The following is a 20352-nucleotide window of genomic DNA, read 5'->3' on the forward strand; positions in this document are numbered from 1 at the left end:
CACCTCCGCCAAGTCCGACGGTGACACCAAAACCCCCAATCCCCTTGACCTGACAACGAGAGCCGGTTAATGGAACGAGTGAACAAGGAGATCAAACGCCGCACCGACGTCGTCGGTATCTTCCCCAACGCCGCGGCCCTGCTGCGCTTGGCCGGGTCGGTTCTGATCGAGCAGCACGACGAATGGGAGGCCGGCGAACGGCGCTACTTCTCCGAAGCATCCATGCTCGAGCTGGCCACCATGAACGACCCCATCGAGGTCATGGACGAGGCGGTGATTCTCCCAGAACTCGCCGCCGCCTAAGCTAGAACAACTGACCCGCACGGTGTTGAGAAACTCCACCACTCAGCGGGACGTGACCATCGGCTTCGCTACTTTCGCCCATCGAGAACGCGACATCTGGAACAACACGTGACTATTGAGGAGATCCGGCGGGCCATCAACACGGATCCCGCGAATTCGGACTGGGCGAAGCAAGGCGTGGGGCCTTTGTTCGTTGCTGACCCTGCCGCTCGGATCGTGATCATCGGTCAGGCGCCTGGCCAGAGGGCGCAAGCCTCCGGCATCCCCTGGGACGACGCAAGTGGCGCAAAGCTCATGATGTGGCTGGGTGTGACGGAGGCTCAATTCCGAGACCCCGAGCTGTTTGCGATCCTGCCGATGGACTTCTACTACCCCGGCAAAGGCGCCAGCGGGGACTTGCCACCCCGAAAAGACTTCGCACCGAGATGGCATCCGCTCATCTTGGGCCAGCTCCCGCGGATTCGTGTGACATTGCTCGTCGGCAAGTACGCGCAAGACCAGTATTTGGTCGGTCGTGCCAAGAGAAATCTCACCGAGACCGTCCGAGCGTTTCGAGAGTACCTGCCCGAGGTGTTTCCCGTGGTGCACCCGTCCCCGCTCAACTTCCGTTGGCAAGCGCGCAACCCATGGTTCGAGGCTGACTTAGTGCCCGCGCTCAGGGCATCGGTCGCAGGCGCGATCGGGTAGGTACCCACGAGTCCTCGACGGAATCCCCGGCGTTTCGGGTCTGCATCCGCGTATCGACGGCCGGCCTAGTGCCAGATTCCGACTATCTGGCGTGAGTAGCGGTGGCGAGTCAGCTCGGTGATCAGGAAATCAGCGACGTCCGGGGGAGTGATCGTCTTGAACCCGCCCGGGAACCGGCCGGGTTCTTCGACCCACGAGCCGCTGCCCTGCCCATCCTTGATATACGGGCAGCCGGCGAGAACATAGTCCAGGGTCGTGGGCGTCAGAATGTCATACGCACCCTGGTGGTCCCGGGCCGCTTTGATGAACAATTTGATCGCTGCCTGGGACACGCGCCCGAGGCGAGTCGCGGGCATCTGTGCCGCTCCGCTGATGCCGAGGTAGCGGCTCAGATTCACCTTCGGCATCGCTTCCGTGATATTTCGGACCGTCTCGGTGACAACGGTTGAGGCCTTCAACGGGTTGGCGCCCACCACCATGACGACCGCCGTTGCGCCCAGGCTTCTGCCTTCGCCAAGGGTCGCGGTGACACTCTCAGAGTCCAGGGTGTCACCGGCGATGACGCGCAGACGCTCGTGCGTCATCGTGAGCTTGTGCGGATCCCGGGCAACTGCGATGACGTCCAAACCGCGCTCCAAAGCGATACGCACCGCCGCCGAACCGACGCGTCCGGTGGCACCAAAGATGATCGGAACTTCCTGCTCCTGCATTGCCTGGTCCTTCCCCTCGGCGCGAAGATTCGGTGACATTGGGGCTGCTGAGCGCTAGCGTTCTGGCGCGTCAAGCGGCCGTAGCCGGGAGAGTTCGAAACAGGCGCCGTCAATTCGGTGGACCCAGTAGCGAACGCGGATGATCACTCCGAACACAACCGGATGGGCGCGCCGGATCTCACGAAGAGCTTCGTCGCCTTCAGCGCCCTCCAGCCGACGGGCCGTGGCGGCGTAGAACTCGCCGGTGGGGACGCCGCGATACGTCGATGCTGCGACCCTCACAGTACGAAAGTTCCGGATGCGCTTGACCTTGCCGGACGAGCTATCGGTGACGAAATAGGCCACGCCCTGACCCTCGACTGCCGAAACAGATGTCCGCACCCAGCTGCCGTTTCGCTTCTGGGTTTCCACAATCGTCGCCTGCCCTGCGATGACCAGCTTCCAACTGAGATCCGACATGTCGATCGTTTCGAGAACTGTGGCACGAGGGCATCGATCGATCTAGCTCGTTCTGCGTGGCTGTTGCAACGGTACGGTCGACACGGTACTTGACGGAAGCGTTGAGGAGCGGGCATTCCGCGACATTCTTCCGGATGCATCGGGAATCCGCACCACACTGCCGACATTATGGCTCGATGCGGGGGCGACCGAGACGTTCCCTTTTCGCGTCGCGTGGGATTCGATCGTGTGCGAGAAAAGCCGCCCCAATTGTGCGACGGGCAGCGAGTCCGTTCTGCCGACGGTTGGGTACGATCTTGGTCTGGCTTACGATCCGCGCCCCGTGAGGCGGGTGGTGAGGGTGATAGCCACGGCGATCGTATCGGCCGCGATTATCAGGCTGGCCTGGGCTCCGAAGGTGAAGCCGGCGGGGCCGGCGACCAGGGAACCCCGCGGACGGCGACCGAAAACCATCTAACTGTCACCGATGTCCTGATACAGGAAGTGTTACCGATGTCCTGATACAGAACTGTCACCCATGTCTCGATACATCACACATCACAGCGGCATTGCTACCGTGCCCACATTTTGCCCACATTTGCCAGAAATCACTGTGATTCTTCATGTTCCTGAGTGACCGAAAAACGTTGAAATTATGCGGAAGTTGGGCCATCGTGAAGCCCTGACTGGGGCGGATCTAGGGTTCGACCCCCAGCGGGGGCACCATCATCTGGCTCCGAACTTCCGCGTAATTCCGCGGGAGTTGGGCTCTCCAGAGGGCCGTTTTGGGCTCTTGACCACTCCCTGCCCGGCCGAAACGACCGGGCTCGCGGCGGTGTGGGACCTTTCTGGTCGTAACGCAGTTCGGGATCGAATGGCATCAGGGTGGGTCGGCGGAAGCGTTCTGCTGTCGCGTAGGGGATTCCGAGCCAGGAACGTACGGCGTGCGTTGGGGATGTGTTGGTCATGCGGTGGTTCCTTTCGGAGGTGAGTTAGTCCGCGTCCGATTCGGGAGCGGGGCCACTGGTGTCACCGTCCCGGAGCTGGGCCCAGTGGCGTAGCCGTGCGGAGATGGCTCGCTCATATCCCTCGGTGGTGGGTTCGTAGAAGGTTTGTCGGGGTATCCCCTCTGGGAAGAAGTTCGCGCCTGAGAACCCGTTCTCGGTGTCCGGGTCGTATTGATAGCCGTCGCCGTAGCCGAGGTCTTTCATGAGGCGGGTCGGGGCGTTGAGGATGTGCACGGGTGGCATCAGCGATCCGGTCCGTTTCGCGGCGGCGCGAGCCTTGGTAAATCCGCGGTACACGGCGATCGATTTCGGCGCGGTCGCCAGGTAGATGACGGCTTGCGCGAGTGCGAGTTCTCCCTCGGGTGAGCCGAGGCGGTCATAGACATCCCAGGCGGCGAGGGCCTGTTGAACGGCGTTCGGGTCGGCCATGCCGATGTCCTCGGTGGCGAAGCGGGTGATGCGGCGGGCGATGAACAGGGGGTCTTCACCGCCGTCGAGCATCCGCGCCAACCAGTACAGGGCTGCGTCTGGGTCGGAGCCGCGCATCGACTTGTGGAGCGCCGAGATGAGGTTGTAGTGGCCTTCCTGCGCTTTGTCGTACAGCGGTGCCCGTCTCTGCACGGCGGCCGCGAGGGTGGCCGGGTCGACGGGTGCGGGCAGGGCGTGTACTTGCTCGATCATGTTCAGCAGGTACCGGCCGTCACCGTCCGCCATCGCGATCAAAGCCTGACGCGCCTCATCGGTCAGCGGTAGCGGCTGACCGATGAGCGCTTCGGCGCGGGTGATGAGGGTGCTGAGCGCAACGTCGTCGAGGCGCTTCAGAACGAAGACCTGGGTGCGGGAGAGCAGTGCTCCGTTGAGTTCGAAGCTGGGGTTCTCCGTGGTCGCGCCGACGAGGATGACGGTGCCGTCTTCGACGTAGGGAAGGAATGAGTCTTGCTGGGCGCGGTTGAAGCGGTGGATCTCGTCGACGAACAGCAGCGTGCCCTGACCGACCTCGCGCCGGCGCCGCGCTGATTGAAACACTTTTCGAAGGTCGGCGACGCCGGCGAAAGTGGCAGAAAGGGGTTCGAATGCGAGGTTGGTCTGCTCGGCGAGAAGCCGCGCGATCGTGGTCTTGCCGCACCCGGGTGGCCCCCAGAGCACCATCGACATGAGTCTCTGTGCGTTGACCATTCGCCCGATCGGTGCGTCCGCCCCGAGAACATGGTCCTGCCCGATGACGTCGTGCAGGGTTCGTGGCCTGAGCCGATCAGCGAGCGGTCGTGAGGCGTCGTCGATGTCGAAGAGTGACGGTGTCTCGCTCACGGCTGCCGCCCCAGTTCGCGGTCGTGTGCGAGGTCGTATGAGGCGTGCACCAGGTATTCGATCAGCTGTTTCGTGATCCCGGCACCGGGTCCGATGGAGATCCAATGCCGCTTGTCAAAATAGCGACCGCTCGTGATTGTGTCGACGTCGCGGCGGAGCGCGTCCGCCTGGTGGGGATCAACTTTCACGGTAATGATCTGCAGGTCCGGATCATCGTCGGTGACGATGAGGAAGACCTTGTCGTGTACCTTCCACACATCGAGGTGCGGAGTGAACGGGCGCCCATTGGTGACGTCCTCAAGCGCCGCCGCGATACCACGGGCGTGCTGCTGCAGCTGGCCGCCCGAGAGTGTCACAGTCCCCTCCGGTGGCCGAACAGGTCGGGATCGACCGGGCGTTTTGCGCGCGGCAGATTCTCGACCACGAGCAGATAGGACTCGGTGACAAGCTCATCGACGAGAAACTCGTGCAGGTCCCCGCCTGGATTCAAGGTGATCCAATGCTGCTTGTTCATGTGGTATCCCGGCGTGATGTCCTGATGCTGCTCGCGGAGAGATCTGCTGTCTTCCGGGTCCGCCTTGACGATCACGATCGGCTCACCAGTGATTTCGGTCATCAGCATGAAGACCTTTCCACGGACCTTAAACACCTCCCAGTCGGGCCCGAAGGGATGCTCGAGCTCCGCGCCGGGAAGCTCCCCGACGCGCTCTCGGGCGTGTTGCTGGAGTGTGTCACCCTGCATGTCGTCTTCCTGGGGTCACTGCCCGTTTCTGGGATATCTGAATCTGCGTACAATGGTACATACTTTGTCTGACATCAAGGGGGTCGCGTGAGGAAGGGCAAGCCGAATGACCCGGAGCGCCGAACCCGGATCCTTCGGGCAGCACTGGAGGTCATCGCGTCAGAAGGCGTGCACGCGGCGTCATATCGACGCATCGCCGTGCAGGCCGGCGTGCCGCTCGGGTCCACGACCTACTATTTCGCCGACCTGGAGACGTTGATCGTCAGCGCGTTCGAGACCTTGCGAGACGGACTCGAACCGCGATACGCGGCCCCGATGCGCGACGCCCGTCTCGACACTGACGTCGTTGACGCGCTCGTGGCCGCCACGTGCGGGTCGACAGCTCCAATGCTCGCGGACATCCGCTTGTATGAAGAGATGCACCTCTACGGCGCGCGCAGTCCCCGGATTGCGGAAGTCCTCCGCGACCTCCAGAGGGACTCGATCATGATTCTTCGTGGCTCTCTGTCGGAGGGCACGGCCCGCGCTGTCGACGCCCTCATGTGGGGGTGGTGGAGCTACCGGGCCCTCCACCCCGGCGATCCGCTCGATCAGGGCATGGTGCGCGACGCCTATCGAGCTCTGGTCGATATGGCCGTCACCCGCATGGAACGCAGCGATCGGGGCGGAGTATCCGAGTGCGCCACCGGCGTCTAACGGCGGGCACGCACCGTGAGAACCATCTTTCCGACAGCCCGTCGTTCGTCCAGGGCGGCGACCGCTTCGGCGGCCTCCTCGAACGGCACCACCTCGTGGATCACGGGGGCGAGCGCGCCTCGGGCGACGGAGGGTGCCAGGCGTTTCCATTGGGCGGGAAGCGAGACGGAGCAGGTCGGCATCAGTCCCTCCCACGCGACGCCGATGATGGTCGTGTTGTTCAGGAGCAGGCGGTTCACCTTCACGGTGGGGATGCTGCCGCCCGTGAACCCGAGAACGAGGAGCCGGCCGCGGGTCGCCAGCGCACGTAGCGAGTCGGTGAACCGTTCGCCACCGACTGGATCGAGCACCATGTCCACCCCGCGGCCGTGCGTGATTCTGCGAGTCTCGCTGAGGAAGTCGTGTGGCCGGATGACGTGGTCTGCCCCGACGTCTCGCGCCAGTTGCGCCTTCTCCGGCGTGGAGACGACGGCGATGACCTCGGCGCCGCGCAACTTCGCCTGTTGGGTGAGTGCCACTCCGAGACCGCCCGCGGCGCCGTGGATGAGCACCGTCTCGCCCGCACGGAGATTGCCGCGTTCCCCCAGGGCGAATTCTGCGCTCAGGACATTGATGGGCATGGCCGCCGCCGCGATGAAGTCGATCTCATCCGGAAGCGGCAGGACGCGATCCGCCGGCGTGACCACAAAATCTGCGAACGCGCCAGAACCGGCAACGCCCAGAACGCGGTCGCCGGCCGCCAATCCCGAGTCGACATCGGCGTCGACGACGATCCCGGAGAACTCGCTCCCAATGGTGAACGGAACCGGGACGCGCAGCTGGTACTCGCCCCGAGATTGCAGCACATCCGGGTAGGCGACCCCGGCGGCATGAACCTCAACGAGGACTTCGCCTCGTGCGCGGACGGGAATCGGGATCGTGTGTGTTTCGAGGAGCCGGGGTCCACCGTGTGTGGTGTTCCGCACTGCCCGCATTGTCGTCGCACGTGAGTTCATACGTTCAATCATGCCGACAAGTGACTTTGCGTCGGCCCCACCACCTAGGATCTTCCGCGATGCCGGTGTCGCTCGAGTCGAGCAGAGGAAGAAAATCTCGGTCCTGATATTGGGTTCGACTATCCGACGCCGGACGCCTACTGGTAGCTGGACGCGACCGGATACGTCCTCACCGCTGGTCGGAAAGCGTGGCCTTCCAGCATCCCCTGGAAGAATCTCTGGCGCGGCGTCATCGACATCGGCTTCACTCCCGATGGACGACGGAAGCAAGGGATGGTCACCTCGCGCACCCAGCGGGGCGCCCGTGACAAGCTCAACGAGCTCAAAGAAGAGATCAAGATCTACGGGGCACCGTTGGATCGGCGGCGAACCGTAGAGCAGTGGGCGACCCATTGGCTGGAGACTGTCTGCCGGCCAAAACTCAAGCCGAAGCCTCGGAGAACCGTGAGGTAGCGGGTCGGTCGTCTGTTGTCGGGGGAGTCTCCGGACTGAAGCTAGGTGTGAAGTTATCTTCATATATGGTACTCTGTGATCATGAGTGATTCGATCGATAGCCTCGATGCCCGCGACCTCGCAGCGGACCTCCGCGCGACGCTCGGTGAGCTGGTGCGCCGGCTCCGCGTCCAGGTCGAGGGCAACGATTTGACGAAGTCTCAGGCCTCGGTCCTCGCTCGACTCGAACGCGAGGGCGCCATGACGAGCTCGGCCTTGGCGCGACTCGAAGGTATCCGGCCTCAGTCAATGGGTAAGATCGTCGCCGCCCTCGAAGAACAAGGGCTTGTCGCAGGCTGTCCGGATGAGAGCGACGGCCGCAAGACGATCCTGAGCATTACAGATTTCACTATCGAGCAGTACCGCACGGGTCGCCTACAGAAAGAGGACTGGTTGACCCAAGCCATCAGCTCGACACTCTCGGCCGAGGAGCTCACGGCATTGGCTTCCGTGACGGCGATGCTCCGCCGCCTGGCGCAGTCTCCTTAGTCGACTCACCCGCTTTCGCTCCGCGAGCTCCACGGACGGCGCCACCGTCCTCTAACGAACGGTGCGCACGCCACGTCAACGACGTGCCGATTGTCAGCGCGCCATCATCTCAGAGGATCCCTATGTCAAGCACCGCTCTCCAGCCCGTCGCGGATCGCGCATCCATGACGGAGAACGTCAGGCCAATACGATGACAGCAAAGCACAGTCAGCCGTCATCGGCGAAGCCGTTCGGCTGGACTTTCCTCAGCCCGTTGTTGATCGGGTCGAGCCTCAACCCGATCAATAGTTCGCTGATCGCCACCGGCCTCGTCGGGATCGGCCTCGATTTCCACGAGGGCCCTGCCACCACCGCGTCGCTCGTCTCCGTGCTGTACCTCTGCAGTGCGGTCATGCAGCCCACCATGGGCAAGTTCGCGCAGGTCTTCGGCGCACGCCGAGTGTTCCTCTCCGGTGTCACGATCCTATTCGTCGCTGGCGTGATCGGTACCCTTGCTCCTGCCTTCGGGTTCCTGGTCCTCTCACGCGCTCTCATCGGTGTCGGAACGTCGGCAGCGTTCCCGACGGCAATGGCTCTCATTCGGCAGCGCGCGGACGCGATGAAGACAGGTGTGCCCAGCCGCGTCCTCGGCAACTTCTCCATTGCCTCCCAGATCACCACCGTTATCGGCCTCCCGCTCGGCGGCATCCTCACCGGAGCCTTCGGATGGCGTGCACTGTTCTTCGTCAACGTGCCGCTCGCCCTGGTCGCCCTCGTCCTCACCCTCGTTGGCGTGCCGAAGGACGCCCCCTCCGCGCCGGGGAACCGGCAGCCCCTATTCTCGTTGATCGACGTCCCCGGGATCCTCCTCTTCGCCGGGACCGTCGCCAGCCTGCTGCTGTTCCTGCAGCAACTCGACCATCCCGATTGGCTACTCATCGCCGTTGCCGTGGTCCTCGGGACAGCCCTCATCCTCTGGGAACAGCGAGCCGCGACGCCCCTGATCGACGTTCGGATGCTCGCCCGCAACCACGGGCTGTTCCGGACGTACCTGCGGCAGTTCCTCGTAGCCCTCGGCCTCTATACCGCTCTGTACGGCACGAGCCAGTGGATGGAAGGCGCCGCGCACTACACAGCATCGCAGGTCGGACTAATCTTGTTGCCGATGTCCGCGATCAGCATCGTCATCGCCCGCCTCGTCTCCAGCCGCGGGCTCGTCCGGTGGCCACTCGTCATCAGCGGGATCGCCTTCCTCGCGACGGGTGTCGTGATGCTCAGCATCGTCCACACCTCGAGCGTCTGGGCGCTAATCCTGATGTCGCTGCTGTTCGGAGTGGGCAACGGGTTCAGCGGCTTCGCCAACCAAGCCGTCCTCTACGTTCAGACCCCCGCCGCCGAGATCGGTGTCGCCTCGGGCCTGTACCGCACGTTCGCGTACTTCGGAGCGATCTTCTCCTCGAGCCTCGTCAGCATTGCCTTCGGCTCCGCAGCTACCGACGCGGGGTTCCACGTCATCGCCTGGGCCGTCGTCCTCATCGGTCTCGGCGTCCTGCTGCTGACGATCCTCGACCGGAAGATACCCGCTCGAACCACCACCGAGTCCACCACGTAGTCCACCACCAGATCCCGCATCCGTCGATGCGCACCACCGAGGAGAACCATGCCTGTCACCACTCTCGACGCCGGCGCCGCCCTGATCGTCATCGACCTCCAAAACGGCGTCGTCAGCTACCCCACCGCGCACCCCGCCTCCGAAGTGATCGACCGTTCCGCACAGCTCGCTGATGCGTTCCGCCGCCACGGCCTCCCGGTCGTGCTCGTCACCGTCGGCGGATCCGCTCCAGGCCGCACCGATCAGTCGGGCGGAGCTGCCACGGAACGCCCTGCAGACTGGGCCGACCTTGTCCCGGAGCTGAACCAGCACCCCGATGACCACACCGTCACCAAGTTCACCTGGGGTGCCTTCACCAACACGGGCCTCGACGAGCACCTGAAAGGTCTCGGCATCACCCAGGTCGTCCTCACCGGCATCGCGACCAGCATCGGCGTCGAATCGACTGCTCGGTACGCCCACGAGCACGGATTCCACGTCACCCTCGCCGTCGACGCGATGACCGACATGGCACTCGAAGCGCACGAGTACAGCACGACCCGCATCTTCCCAAGACTGGGCGAGACCGGAACCACCGCCGATATCCTGTCGCTACTGGACGAGCGCTGACACGAGCTACTGCGGCGGCGAAAGGCAGGAGGGGCGGCGCGGGAAACGCGCGCCTCTCGTGGCGTCGCTCAGGCGTCTTCAACCGCCCCGGCGTTTTCGGCGGTTCGGCCACCGGCGCCAAGCAAGGCGGATGCGGACGCCGAGTGAGCCACTGAAAGATGCCAGAACAGCGCCACCGAGGGCTGCCGATCACACGTTACGGGCGTGTCGTCAAAAGTGGGGGTGTTCGGTTGAGGATTCTCTATCGGCCAATCCCCGTGCGATCAACGCGCTCGAAGGATTTGTGCACTCGACATTCGCGGCCGTAGCCTCACCGACACTGCTGAGCGTTATGTTTCAGGTGTTATGTCTCAGGACATCGGTGCCCACATCTTGCCCACACTTGCCAGAAATCACCTTGATTTCGCTGGTGCCGAGGTGACCGAAAATCGTTTAAATTACGCGGAAGTTGACCATGTGTGATGCCCTGCCTGGGTCGGATCTAGGGTTCGACCCCCAGCGGGGGCACCATCATTCGGCAGTGACCGGCGAATGAAGTTCCGGTGCTGGCGGTTCGGCAACAGATCCCGGTGGCTAGTTGCTGAAGATGAGTGGATCCCAATCCAGGATCGTGGGTTCGGCAACAAGTCCTTCGACGACAAAGGGATCGCCACGGATGAATCTCTCCGCCGCTTGTCGTGAGCGAAAGATCGCCATCGAACCTTCTTGTTCAGGATTGCCGAAGGTTCCGATCATGATGACGTCACCGTCCAGTGCAAATTCATTCAGGTAAGCCCGATGGCGCGGATAGACGGCTGCCACTTCATGGAATCTGCCTGGCGTGACGGAATAGAAACTGGCTGCAAACATGTCGGCTTTCCTCTCGGTGAATGTTGCGGCCCCGGCTTCGGACAGTGCAGCACCCGGAGCACCGGCGATTCGGGCGACCGCGACTGCCCCAGTTCGTCAGGCGGGCGGATGCTCGCAGTCAGTCGGCGGGACCGCCAGAAGCGGTGTCGTCATCGGTCGGCGCGGAAGCGTCACTCTGCGACCCGTCGGCGAGTGCTTCCGTCTTCTCAACCGTGTCTGGAGTGACGTCCGTGGAACCGTTGGGATTCTGCTGTGCATTTGTGTCGTCGGAATTCATGGCGCCAGTATATGCACGCGACACGCGGCACACGGAGTCGACTTAGGAACCAGTAGCCATGCGCGTTTTCGAAAGCGGCCGGTTGGAGCGCAGACGCTCAGACTGGGAAGAAACTGTGAGACGTGGCGGTGTGGAGTGCTGCGCGTGAGGAATCGGTCGCGGCATGCGTCGTAGCTAGTGTCTGTCCCTGCATATTCCGTCGGGGAAGACGAACCGTACCGAAAGGGAGTACACCATGGCTGGACGCAACACTTGGGTAAGAAGCCTGCATGACGTGGGGTTGGCCGTCTGGGCGGGCGGGGCATTGATGGGAGCTGTCGGGCTCAACGGGAGCGCCGCGACCTCGAATAACCCCAGGGAACGAGTGGCGTTGGCCAGTGAGGGGTGGAAGAGGTGGGCACCCGTCCAGGTAGCCGCACTCATCGCGCACGGCGTCGGCGGGGCCGGCCTGATCCTGGGCAACAAGGCGCGCCTGGCCGGTCAGCCGGAGGGACGCGCGAACACCATCGTGAAGCTGGCGCTCACCGGCGCGGCCGCGGGAACAACCCTGTATTCAGGCATCCTGGGCAAGCAGATGAGCAAGCACGCGGGGGAAGCGACCGACGGAACCACCGAAGGTGGTCCCGGTGCGTCCGCAGAACTCGAATCCCTGCAGCGACGGCAGCGCGTTCTGCAGTGGGTGACGCCGGCCCTCACCGTGATCTTGATCGTGCTCGCTGCCCAGCAGGGCGAGCAGCAGCGCCCGATCGCCGGATGGCTGGCACGATTCACCCCTAACGCCCGCTGAGCCGTTCATGGCCGCATGAGCTGGTTTGCGCTGCGCAGCACCGTCGGTGCCGTCAGGGTCGCACAGTCGAGCTCGACCTCGGAGCAGACGGTGAATGTCGCACTCTCCCCGGGGAGGAGCGTGATGAGCATGTCGTCGACCCGCGCTGACGGGTCCACCTTGTCCACCAGGACGGCAAGATCGCGGGTGAGTGTTGCGGCCGTCACCGTGAGCAGGTAGCCGTTCGGGACCCGTTCGAGTGACGAGGACAGGGACGGGGCACCGAGTCGGGTGTCGCGGGGCTCGGCGAAGAACCAGTGGCCACGCACCCCGGTGAGCTCGGCCCGGAGGAGTTCCGCTGCCGCATTCGTTGTCTCGGACACGGATGCGGGCAGCGGCACGGTCACCGTGGACCGCGCGGGCAGGGTGACCTGTTGCGCGTGCTCGGCCAGCACGATTCCCGCGTCTGTGAGGCGCCGGACGATGAGCTCGCCCGACCACGGTGAAGCCTCGTCGTTGACGACGACCGCGGCCAGCGTTCCCTCTGCGCGGGGTTGAATGGTCACCAGTCTGTCGGCGTACGCATGGCGGATCGCGTAGAGCAGCGGTTTGGGCCGCCCATAGCCGTCGACGGCAGCCCAGGACGTGACCGGCCAGCAGTCGTTGAGCTGCCAGACAATGCTGCCCATGCAGTGCGGCTGCAGCGACCGGAAGTGTTCGATGGCGGTGCCGATGGCCTTGGCCTGGTTGAGCGACATCGCCCAGTGCCAGGCGTCGATGTCGTCGGGCAACGGGTAGTGCGCAAGCAGACCGTCGGTGAGCTTCACGTTGCCCTCCATCGCCTTCTGGTGCACCAGCATGCCGGGGGACTCGGGAGTGAGCGGGGAGTCGCTGATCGACGCGCGCATCGTCGACCAGGTCGGCGGACCCTGCCAGCCGAATTCCGCGACGAATCGGGGCGTGTGTTCACGGTATGCGGGGTAGTCGCGCTGGTTCCACAGGTCCCAGATGTGCATCGTGCCGTTGTCCCGATCGTTCGGCGTGAGTGTTCCGTCACGGCCGAGACCGTCGGTGCCGCCCGGGGTGAATGGGCTTCCCGGCGTGTAACCGATGTGCGGCGCCAGTTCGGCCACGATGCGCGGGAAGAGCTCGTAGTAATAGCCCGCGCCCCAGGTCTTGCCGTCCAGTCTCGTCTTCCAGTTCCACTCCTCGTGGCCCCAGAGGTTCTCGTTGTTGCCGTTGAGCACGATCAGCGACGGGTGCGACGCGAGCCTGGCCACGTTGTCGCGGGCCTCGGCTTCGATCTCGTCGAACAGGGGCGCCTCTTCGGCGTAGGCGGCGCAGGCCAGCAGGAAGTCCTGCCACGTGAGCATGCCGCGTTCGTCGCAGAGCTCAAAGAAATCATCGGCCTCAAAGATGCCGCCGCCCCAGACCCGGAGCAGGTTGATGTTGGCGAACTCGGCCTGCTCGATGCGGTCCCGGTACCGGTCCCGGTCGACCCGGTGCGGAAAGGAGTCGTCCGGGATCCAGTTCGCTCCGCGAACGAAGACCGGCTGCCCGTTGACGGCGATCGTGAACGGTGTCCCCGTGGCATCCGGCTCGGTGTCGAACGACACCGTGCGGAAGCCCACTCGCCGCTGGGCTGAATCGAGTTCGAGTGCTTCGGCGTCGTCCGCGCCCGGACCGTGCAGCGTCACGTCGACGTCATAGAGCCGCTGCTCGCCGTAGCCGCGCGGCCACCACAGGGACACCTCGGCAACGTGAAGCGTCACCACCGCGCTCGTCTGGCCCGCGCTCAGAGTGGCCGACCCGGCCACGCCTCCGACGGATGCCGTCACGATGAGATCTGCGTCGCTCGCCCGGGCGACCTCGACGTGCACGGCGACGGTGCCCGAGTGCCGGGCCGTCCCGTCTGCCCGAACAAGGGGGTCCACGATGGCGATCGGGCGCACGGACTCAAGCCGTGCCGTGGCCCAGCATTCAAGGGCGACCGGGCGCCAGATGCCCGATGTGCTCGTGTCGATGCCCCAGTCCCAGCCGAAGCTGCAGGCCATCTTGCGGATTGCGTTGTACGGGTGATGGTTGACGTGCGGGCGGTAGCCGAGGTCGAGGCTGGCGGCATCCGCGGCCCGGATCGGGGAGGAGAACGTGACGGCGAGCTCATTGAGGCCGGCGCGCAGATGGGTGCGCAGGTCGAAGCGGTAGCGGCGGTGCATATTCCTGGTCACGCCGATCCGATGGCCGTTGAGCTCAACCGTCGCGATCGTGTCGAGACCGTCGAAGACGATCTCGCTCTGGGTGCTGCTGTCCGGCTGCCAGACGAAGGTCGTCGAGTATCGCCAGTCGGTGAGTCCGATCCAACCGAGCAACTGCTCATTGCCGTCGAGGTACGGGTCGGGAATGAGGCCGGCGGCGAGCAGGTCGGTGTGCACCGACCCGGGAACGGTGGCCGGAATTGTGTGCTGGCGCACGGCCCTGGGCACGGGGCCGTCGAGTGCGGTGACCGTCCAGTCGGCGAGCTGGCGTCGAATCGGGTGGCTCGCGGGCGCGGCGGCCTGGATCGTGGTGTCAGTCATTATGTGGTGGCTCCCGAGGTGACGCCGTTGTTGATGATTCGCTGGAGCCTCATCAGCAGGCTGGTCAGCGTCGCGCTCGCACCAGCGGGGCGAGTGCCTCGCCGAGTGCCGTCACGACACCGGGCACGTGGCCGTTGAGCGGGGCGTTCACGATGACACCGTCAACACCCGCGTCGAGGATCTCGGTCTGCACACGTTCCGCCACCGTTTCGGCCGTACCCACGAAGGCTCGGCTACGTCGTTCCTCGGGCAGTGACTGCAGAATAGCGTCTGCCTCAGCCTGGGTCTCGACGATCACCGCGCTGGCGAGGTAGCTCGTCTTCAGCGTCGCCGGGTCCCGGTCGATCTCTTCGGCGCGCTGTTTCAGAACCCGCAGCTTGTGCGGCAGGTCTTCGATGGCGCAGATGATGTTCATATGGTCGGCGTATCGCGCCGCCAGGCGAAACGTCTTGCGTTCGCCCTGGCCACCCAGCATGATCGGGATGCTCTCGCGGAACCGGGGCACGTTCATCGCCCCGTGCGCCCGGTACCACTTACCGGTGACCTCGGGCCGTTCGTCGCGCAGCATGGGGTGGATGATCTGCAGCGCTTCGTCGAGTTTCTCGAAGCGCTCCGTGAAAGTGTCGAAATCGAAACCGAGCTGTTCGTGCTCGAGTTCGAACCAGCCGGCCCCGATGCCGAGGATTGCGCGACCGTGGCTGATCACATCGAGGGTGGTGACGGTTTTGGCGAGCAGGGTCGGGTTGCGGTACGTGTTGCCGGTCACGAGCGCGGAGAGCTGGATGGTGCTGGTCGACACCGCCAGGGCGGCCAGCGTCGAGTACGCCTCCATCATCGGCTGATCGGGCGTGCCGATGCCGGGCAGCTGATAGAAGTGGTCCATTACCAGGACCGTGTCGAATCCGCTGGCTTCCGCTTCGCGCGCCTGAGCCGCAACGGTATCGAACAACGACTCGACGCCGCCCGGATAGCTGAAATTAGGAATCTGATATCCGAGCGAGATCGTCATATCGCCTACGCTACGACACTCCTCACGGGCCGTGCAACGCAGACCTCGGACACGGCGCCGATAGGGCTCGACAGAGGGCTTGACAGGCTACTTGTTTTTTGCAAGTATGACGTCAATCCACATGGAAACCTCTACAAGGAGACACGATGACCGCGATGTTCGTCAACCTGCCGGTGACCGACCTGGAGCGCGCGAAGGCGTTTTACACGGCGCTCGGATTCACCATCAACCCTGCCTTCTCGGACCACAACGCAGCCTGCGTCGTGGTCGAGGAAGACCACAGCTACTTCATGATTCTGGTCCGCGAGTACTTCCAGACCTTCACCGACCTTCCGATCGGAGATCCTGCCGTGAACCCCTCGGTGTCGACCGCGATCTTCCTGGACAGTCGCGAGGCGGTCGACAAGGCCGTCACCGACGGCATCGCTGCTGGAGGCTCTGAGCCCAAACCAGCCTCGGACTACGGCTTCATGTACCAGCGCCAGCTGAACGACCCCGACGGCAACTTCCTCGAGTTCGGCTGGATGGACCCGGTAGCCGCCGCCCAGGGCCCCGAAGCCTTCGCGAATCAGCAGGACTGAGGTCGATGGCCGCACGCGACTATGGTCAATACGGTGGCGTCACGCGAGGCCTGGAGCTTGTGGGAGAGCGCTGGGCCCTGCTCATCGTCCGCGACCTGCTCGTCGGGCCGCGCCGCTACGGCGAACTCGCCGGGGGACTTGCCCGGATCCCGAGCAATATCCTGGCCGCACGGCTGAAGGAGCTGCAGGCGGCGGGCATCATTCGACGGGTGCCGCACTCGCGCGTCATCGTCTATGAGCTGACGCCGTACGGCCGCGAGCTCGAGCCCGTGGTGCTCGCACTCGGGGCCTGGGGCTTCAAATCCCTGGGCGATCCGCGGGAGGAGCAGGTCATCACCCCCGACGCGATGACGATGGACCTCCGGACCGCATTTCAGCCGCAGGTCGCGGAGCAGCTCCCGGCTACCGCGTACGCAGCGCGGTTCGGTCGTGCCGAGCTTCTGATCCGAGTGGACGGCTCCACCCTCGATGTGACGCGCGGGGACGGGCCCGTCGACCTCGCCTTCGCCGCCGGTCCGGGCATCCGCCTGCTCATTTCCGGTGAGCTTGCTCCGGAGCGCGCGATCGAGACCGGGGTCGTCGAGGTGCTGCGGGGTCGCCGAGCCCTCCTCGGCCGCTTCGCGAGCACGTTTCACCTGGCCGCCTGACCCGAGCGCCGAACCGTTACGGCGGCATCCAGATCGCTCCGGGCCTGGACCCGGGGCGGACCTGCCGCGTAGTGTGTCCGGCATGTCGCTGTTCTGGGAAGAAGTCGTCGTCGATTGTCGCGACCCGAAAGTGCTCGGGCGATGGTGGCAGGAGGCACTCGGCTGGATCGTGGTCGGCGAAAGCGACGACGAGCTCGAACTCGCCGCAGCCGAGGGCGCTCACCCCACGCTGCTGTTCGGCGCGGTACCCGAGGGAAAGACGGTGAAGAACCGTCTCCACCTCGATTTCGTCCCCGACGACCAGGCCGCCGAGGTCGGGCGTCTGCTCGGCCTGGGGGCAACCCGTTCCGATGTGGGCCAGCAAGACGTACCCTGGGTGGTCCTGGCGGACCCGGAGGGCAATGAATTCTGCGTGCTCTCGGCCCGCCCTGTCGGTTAGCGCTCGTGTCCGTCGAGCACGGCGGACGTGAAAAGGCGAGCGCCCTAAACTAGCGATATGGCGAGGCAAGACGGGGCGGCACGCACACCGGACAAGGTGGTGCACAAGGTGCTCAACAACAACGTCGTCATCTCGATCGACGAGTCAGGTCAGGAACGCGTGCTGATGGGCCGCGGACTGGGCTTCCAGCTGCTTCCGACCGACACGATCGACCCCGCCAAGGTCGAAAAGACCTTCGTCCTCGATCAGGGCAGCGACTCCGAGCACGCCCGCCAGCTTCTTGCCTCGGTACCGTACCCGGTGATCGAAGCCGTCACGACGGCCGTCGACGAGGCCGAACGGACCCTGGGCCGAAGCCTCGGGCGCCGGTTGCCGCTCGCCGTCATCGACCACATCCAATTCGTGCTCGAACGGATGCAGAAAGGCATCCGGATCCCGACGACGTCCATGCCCGAATTGCGCGTCCTTCACCCGCAGGAGTTCGACGCCGCCACGGCCATGGCCCGCTCGGTCAGCGCGAGCCTGGACACCGCCCTCCCCGACGAGGAAGCGGTGTTCCTCACCATGCACCTCCTCAACGCGACGAGGGACGAACCCAATGGAACCGCGGCGCTGCTCTTCCGGCGGGTGCAGCACGTGGTGACGACGGTCGAGGGCGGCCTCGGCGTGCAGCTCGACGTGGCGAGCCCCGACTACGCGCGGTTCATCCTGCACATCCAGTTCCTCCTGCAGCGGCTCGTGGCGAAGTCGATGCTGCGGGGCTCGGACACGTCCTTCTTCGAATTCGCCAAACACAGCTATCCGCGCTCCTACGCCATCGCCGCTGACGTCAAGTCGTACGTGAGCGCCGCCACGGGCTCCGACCTCACGGATGAAGAACTCCTGTACGTGATCGTGCACGTCGAACGGCTCGCGAACCAGATGGCGGATGGCGCAGCGACCTGAGCGTGTGCTACGTTGAGGCTGCAGGGCGAAGACGCCCCGTGGAAGTATTTTCGGATTGTTACCGCTCAGCGGGCAAAACCTGAACTCGCATCGCCAGTATGGCGGTGAATGAGTTCAGGTCTTTTTTTTGCCCAAAACACCGAATAGTCGCTTCCTGAGCAGGGAAGCCGCGATGTCGCGGCGGAAGGTGAATGAGAACGATGGACTACTCCAAGACTGCAGCTGCGGTCCTCAAGGGTGTGGGCGGCGAAGAAAACGTCCAGTCGCTCGTGCATTGCGCGACGCGACTGAGATTCGTCATCAAGGACGACGCGAAGGTCGACAAGGTGGCGGTCAAGGCCACTCCCGGCGTCATCGCGACGGCAGAGGCCGGCGGTCAGTACCAGGTCGTCATCGGCAATGAGGTGCCCGAGGTCTTCGCCGAGATCACGAAGATCTCGAAGCTCGGCGGCACGTCTGCCTCCGACGGCCGGGCCGCCCAGGACGGCCCGAAGGGCAACCTCGTCAACCGCTTCATCGCGATGATCTCGGCGATCTTCACCCCGCTGGTCTGGGCTCTCGCGGGCACCGGACTCCTGAAGGCCTTCCTGGCCGCAGCGGTCACGTTCGCCTGGATCGACAACACGACGACGACGTACACGATCCTGAACGCCCTCTCGGATGCCTTCATCAACTTCCTCCCGCTAGCACTCGCGATCACCGCGGCGAAGTACTTCAACGCGAGCCAGTTCACCTCGCTCGCCATCGCCGGTTCTTTCGTGTATCCGTCGATCGTTGCGCTCAACGGCGTGCCGGGCATCACCTTCTTCGGTATCCCGGTCACGATGGTCAGCTACGTCTCGAGCGTCATCCCGATCATCGTCATCGTGTGGTTGCAGAGTCACGGAGAGCGCTTCCTCTATGCCGCACTGCCGGCCGCGATCCGCCGATTCGTGACACCCATGATCATCGTGATCATCCTGGTACCGCTCACCTTCCTGGTGATCGGTCCGCTCTCCAACCTGATCAGCACGGGACTTGCCGGCGGCATCGGCTGGGTCTTCACCGTCGTGCCGTGGCTCGGCGGCGCAATCATGGGCGGCCTGTGGCAGGTCTTCGTCATCTTCGGCCTGCACTGGGGCTTCGTCCCGCTGATGACCGCCGAACTGCAGAGCACCGGGTTGATCTACATCACTGCGCCGCTCTTCGCCGCCGTGCTGGCGCAGGCTGCCGCCGTCGCCGGGGTCTGGGTGCGCACCCGCAACTCCAACCTGAAGTCGCTCGCTGCCCCGGCCACCCTGTCGGGCTTCCTCGCCGGTATCACGGAGCCGGCCATCTACGGCGTGAACCTGCCGCTGAAGCGTCCGTTCGTCTTCGGTATCGTGGGCGGCGTCCTCGGCGGTGCCCTCATCTCGGCCGGCGGCGTCGCCGCGAACGCCTTCGTGTTGCCCTCGCTGCTGGCGCTGCCCGCCCTGTTCGGCACCGGAAACACGGTGATGCTGATTCTGGGCCTTCTCGTCGCCATCATCGTGCCGTTCGGCCTGACCGTGATCCTCGGATTCAAGGATCCGGTCAACGAGGTCGCCGCCGTGGTGGACGGCACCGACCTCGAGGTTCTGAGCCCGCTCGACGGCACCGCCGTTGCGCTGAGCGAGGTCCCCGACGCCGTCTTCGCCGGTGGCGACCTCGGCAAGGGTGTTGCGATCATTCCCCGCGTCGGCGCCCTCTACGCCCCGTTCGACGCTCTCGTGGTCGCCGCGTTCCCGACCGGACACGCCATCGGGCTGCAGCACGCGGATGGAGCGGACGTGTTGATCCACGTCGGCATCGACACGGTCAAGCTCGGCGGCAAGTACTTCTCCCTGAAGGTGGAGAAGGGCCAGCAGGTCAAGGCCGGCGATCTCTTGCTCGAGTTCGACATCAAAGCAATCACGGCGGCGGGATACGACATCACGACGCCCGTCATCATCACCAACCCGAAGAAGTATCCGACCATCGGCTCACCCGCCGCGGGCCCGGTGGCGCACGGAGACCCCCTCTTCCTCGCGATCGCCGAGGAAGAACTGGCCACCGCGAAGTAATCGGGCGCGGTTTGTACGTCACGGTGGAGGGGCGGGGGGGGCCGGCCGCGCCCCGCCCCGCCCACCAGTCTAGCGCTCGGCCTCGAGCCGCTCGGACGAACGGCTAGACCTTCAGGTAGCGGGTGATGGCGAAGTT

The 20352-nt window shown here is 64.5% G+C and carries 21 protein-coding genes and 1 pseudogene; 12 read left to right on the forward strand and 10 right to left on the reverse strand.

Annotated features, from left to right (window positions below; translation table 11 throughout):
* Positions 1 to 69: 69 nt before the first annotated feature.
* A pseudogene (locus QN350_RS15000) lies at positions 70 to 303 on the forward strand (transposase); the annotation flags it as partial.
* 108 nt (positions 304 to 411) lie between these two features.
* Positions 412 to 990: a uracil-DNA glycosylase family protein gene (locus tag QN350_RS15005; RefSeq protein ID WP_322139234.1), complete on the forward strand. Its 579-nt coding sequence runs from the start codon at positions 412 to 414 to the stop codon at positions 988 to 990.
* 65 nt (positions 991 to 1055) lie between these two features.
* Here QN350_RS15005 and QN350_RS15010 read toward each other — a convergent pair whose 3' ends face one another.
* The 5 genes from QN350_RS15010 to QN350_RS15030 form a co-directional block, all read right to left on the reverse strand.
* Positions 1056 to 1700, reverse strand: coding sequence for an NAD(P)-dependent oxidoreductase (locus tag QN350_RS15010; RefSeq protein WP_322139235.1), 645 nt, complete (start codon positions 1698 to 1700; stop codon positions 1056 to 1058).
* 54 nt (positions 1701 to 1754) lie between these two features.
* Complete coding sequence (locus tag QN350_RS15015; protein ID WP_322139236.1) at positions 1755 to 2159, reverse strand: hypothetical protein; 405 nt, start codon at positions 2157 to 2159, stop codon at positions 1755 to 1757.
* A 971-nt stretch (positions 2160 to 3130) separates the two neighbouring features.
* Positions 3131 to 4453: a replication-associated recombination protein A gene (locus QN350_RS15020; protein WP_322139237.1), complete on the reverse strand. Its 1323-nt coding sequence runs from the start codon at positions 4451 to 4453 to the stop codon at positions 3131 to 3133.
* Positions 4450 to 4809: an MmcQ/YjbR family DNA-binding protein gene (locus tag QN350_RS15025; RefSeq protein WP_322139238.1), complete on the reverse strand. Its 360-nt coding sequence runs from the start codon at positions 4807 to 4809 to the stop codon at positions 4450 to 4452. The genes QN350_RS15020 and QN350_RS15025 overlap by 4 nt, the downstream gene beginning before the upstream one ends.
* Positions 4806 to 5195 (reverse strand): MmcQ/YjbR family DNA-binding protein, encoded by a 390-nt coding sequence (locus tag QN350_RS15030; protein WP_322139239.1) that lies wholly within the window; start codon positions 5193 to 5195, stop codon positions 4806 to 4808. The genes QN350_RS15025 and QN350_RS15030 overlap by 4 nt, the downstream gene beginning before the upstream one ends.
* Before the next feature lie 87 nt (positions 5196 to 5282).
* Between QN350_RS15030 and QN350_RS15035 the strand changes: the two genes are divergently transcribed.
* Positions 5283 to 5891, forward strand: coding sequence for a TetR/AcrR family transcriptional regulator (locus QN350_RS15035; protein WP_322139240.1), 609 nt, complete (start codon positions 5283 to 5285; stop codon positions 5889 to 5891).
* Here the strand turns inward: QN350_RS15035 and QN350_RS15040 are convergent.
* Complete coding sequence (locus QN350_RS15040; protein ID WP_322140397.1) at positions 5888 to 6865, reverse strand: NADPH:quinone oxidoreductase family protein; 978 nt, start codon at positions 6863 to 6865, stop codon at positions 5888 to 5890. The two genes, QN350_RS15035 and QN350_RS15040, sit on opposite strands and share 4 nt — an antisense overlap.
* A gap of 555 nt (positions 6866 to 7420) precedes the next feature.
* On the opposite strand from QN350_RS15040, the gene QN350_RS15045 reads away from it, so the two are divergent.
* The 3 genes from QN350_RS15045 (at position 7421) to QN350_RS15055 (ending at position 10067) form a co-directional block, all read left to right on the forward strand.
* Positions 7421 to 7867, forward strand: coding sequence for a MarR family winged helix-turn-helix transcriptional regulator (locus QN350_RS15045; protein ID WP_322139241.1), 447 nt, complete (start codon positions 7421 to 7423; stop codon positions 7865 to 7867).
* Between the two features lie 190 nt (positions 7868 to 8057).
* Positions 8058 to 9458 carry an MFS transporter gene (locus QN350_RS15050; protein ID WP_323516879.1) on the forward strand — a complete coding sequence of 467 codons (1401 nt, stop codon included), beginning with the start codon at positions 8058 to 8060 and terminating at the stop codon, positions 9456 to 9458.
* A gap of 48 nt (positions 9459 to 9506) precedes the next feature.
* Positions 9507 to 10067 carry an isochorismatase family protein gene (locus QN350_RS15055; RefSeq protein ID WP_322139243.1) on the forward strand — a complete coding sequence of 187 codons (561 nt, stop codon included), beginning with the start codon at positions 9507 to 9509 and terminating at the stop codon, positions 10065 to 10067.
* Between the two features lie 573 nt (positions 10068 to 10640).
* Here the strand turns inward: QN350_RS15055 and QN350_RS15060 are convergent.
* Together QN350_RS15060 and QN350_RS15065 are read right to left on the reverse strand one after the other, a co-directional pair.
* Entirely contained in the window at positions 10641 to 10916 is a 276-nt protein-coding gene (locus tag QN350_RS15060; protein ID WP_281534256.1) for a YciI family protein, read from the reverse strand.
* 118 nt (positions 10917 to 11034) lie between these two features.
* Positions 11035 to 11193 carry a hypothetical protein gene (locus tag QN350_RS15065; RefSeq protein ID WP_322139244.1) on the reverse strand — a complete coding sequence of 53 codons (159 nt, stop codon included), beginning with the start codon at positions 11191 to 11193 and terminating at the stop codon, positions 11035 to 11037.
* A 274-nt stretch (positions 11194 to 11467) separates the two neighbouring features.
* Here QN350_RS15065 and QN350_RS15070 point away from each other — a divergent pair, with 274 nt between their 5' ends.
* A complete protein-coding gene (locus QN350_RS15070) occupies positions 11468 to 11980 on the forward strand; it encodes a hypothetical protein (protein ID WP_322139245.1) in 513 nt (170 codons plus the stop codon).
* Between the two features lie 5 nt (positions 11981 to 11985).
* Here QN350_RS15070 and QN350_RS15075 read toward each other — a convergent pair whose 3' ends face one another.
* Entirely contained in the window at positions 11986 to 14535 is a 2550-nt protein-coding gene (locus tag QN350_RS15075; RefSeq protein ID WP_322139246.1) for a glycoside hydrolase family 2 protein, read from the reverse strand.
* Between the two features lie 64 nt (positions 14536 to 14599).
* Positions 14600 to 15544 (reverse strand): LLM class F420-dependent oxidoreductase, encoded by a 945-nt coding sequence (locus QN350_RS15080; protein WP_281534258.1) that lies wholly within the window; start codon positions 15542 to 15544, stop codon positions 14600 to 14602.
* 146 nt (positions 15545 to 15690) lie between these two features.
* On the opposite strand from QN350_RS15080, the gene QN350_RS15085 reads away from it, so the two are divergent.
* The 5 genes from QN350_RS15085 (at position 15691) to QN350_RS15105 (ending at position 20216) form a co-directional block, all read left to right on the forward strand.
* Complete coding sequence (locus QN350_RS15085) at positions 15691 to 16125, forward strand: VOC family protein (protein ID WP_322139247.1); 435 nt, start codon at positions 15691 to 15693, stop codon at positions 16123 to 16125.
* A 5-nt stretch (positions 16126 to 16130) separates the two neighbouring features.
* Entirely contained in the window at positions 16131 to 16772 is a 642-nt protein-coding gene (locus QN350_RS15090) for a helix-turn-helix domain-containing protein (RefSeq protein ID WP_322139248.1), read from the forward strand.
* Between the two features lie 82 nt (positions 16773 to 16854).
* Entirely contained in the window at positions 16855 to 17211 is a 357-nt protein-coding gene (locus tag QN350_RS15095; RefSeq protein WP_322139249.1) for a VOC family protein, read from the forward strand.
* Positions 17212 to 17268: 57 nt separating this feature from the next.
* On the forward strand, positions 17269 to 18156 hold the full coding sequence (locus QN350_RS15100; protein ID WP_281534261.1) for a PRD domain-containing protein: 888 nt from the start codon (positions 17269 to 17271) through the stop codon (positions 18154 to 18156).
* Between the two features lie 191 nt (positions 18157 to 18347).
* On the forward strand, positions 18348 to 20216 hold the full coding sequence (locus tag QN350_RS15105) for a beta-glucoside-specific PTS transporter subunit IIABC (RefSeq protein WP_322139250.1): 1869 nt from the start codon (positions 18348 to 18350) through the stop codon (positions 20214 to 20216).
* The last annotated feature ends 136 nt before the right edge of the window (positions 20217 to 20352 follow it).

It is taken from the genome of Cryobacterium sp. 10I5 (genome assembly GCF_035019865.1).
GTDB classification, from domain to species: Bacteria; Actinomycetota; Actinomycetes; order Actinomycetales; family Microbacteriaceae; genus Cryobacterium; species Cryobacterium breve_A.

What these genes read in the sequence shown, in the direction of transcription:
- QN350_RS15050 (WP_323516879.1), top strand. Translation starts at nt 8,058, where the DNA reads ATGACAGCAAAGCACAGTCAGCCGTCATCGGCGAAGCCGTTCGGCTGG.
- QN350_RS15075 (WP_322139246.1), bottom strand. Translation starts at nt 14,535, where the DNA reads ATGACTGACACCACGATCCAGGCCGCCGCGCCCGCGAGCCACCCGATT.
- QN350_RS15060 (WP_281534256.1), bottom strand. Translation starts at nt 10,916, where the DNA reads ATGTTTGCAGCCAGTTTCTATTCCGTCACGCCAGGCAGATTCCATGAA.
- QN350_RS15015 (WP_322139236.1), bottom strand. Translation starts at nt 2,159, where the DNA reads ATGTCGGATCTCAGTTGGAAGCTGGTCATCGCAGGGCAGGCGACGATT.
- QN350_RS15080 (WP_281534258.1), bottom strand. Translation starts at nt 15,544, where the DNA reads ATGACGATCTCGCTCGGATATCAGATTCCTAATTTCAGCTATCCGGGC.
- QN350_RS15065 (WP_322139244.1), bottom strand. Translation starts at nt 11,193, where the DNA reads ATGAATTCCGACGACACAAATGCACAGCAGAATCCCAACGGTTCCACG.
- QN350_RS15095 (WP_322139249.1), top strand. Translation starts at nt 16,855, where the DNA reads ATGTCGCTGTTCTGGGAAGAAGTCGTCGTCGATTGTCGCGACCCGAAA.
- QN350_RS15040 (WP_322140397.1), bottom strand. Translation starts at nt 6,865, where the DNA reads ATGCGGGCAGTGCGGAACACCACACACGGTGGACCCCGGCTCCTCGAA.
- QN350_RS15030 (WP_322139239.1), bottom strand. Translation starts at nt 5,195, where the DNA reads ATGCAGGGTGACACACTCCAGCAACACGCCCGAGAGCGCGTCGGGGAG.
- QN350_RS15105 (WP_322139250.1), top strand. Translation starts at nt 18,348, where the DNA reads ATGAGAACGATGGACTACTCCAAGACTGCAGCTGCGGTCCTCAAGGGT.
- QN350_RS15055 (WP_322139243.1), top strand. Translation starts at nt 9,507, where the DNA reads ATGCCTGTCACCACTCTCGACGCCGGCGCCGCCCTGATCGTCATCGAC.
- QN350_RS15045 (WP_322139241.1), top strand. Translation starts at nt 7,421, where the DNA reads ATGAGTGATTCGATCGATAGCCTCGATGCCCGCGACCTCGCAGCGGAC.
- QN350_RS15010 (WP_322139235.1), bottom strand. Translation starts at nt 1,700, where the DNA reads ATGCAGGAGCAGGAAGTTCCGATCATCTTTGGTGCCACCGGACGCGTC.
- QN350_RS15085 (WP_322139247.1), top strand. Translation starts at nt 15,691, where the DNA reads ATGACCGCGATGTTCGTCAACCTGCCGGTGACCGACCTGGAGCGCGCG.
- QN350_RS15100 (WP_281534261.1), top strand. Translation starts at nt 17,269, where the DNA reads ATGGCGAGGCAAGACGGGGCGGCACGCACACCGGACAAGGTGGTGCAC.
- QN350_RS15090 (WP_322139248.1), top strand. Translation starts at nt 16,131, where the DNA reads ATGGCCGCACGCGACTATGGTCAATACGGTGGCGTCACGCGAGGCCTG.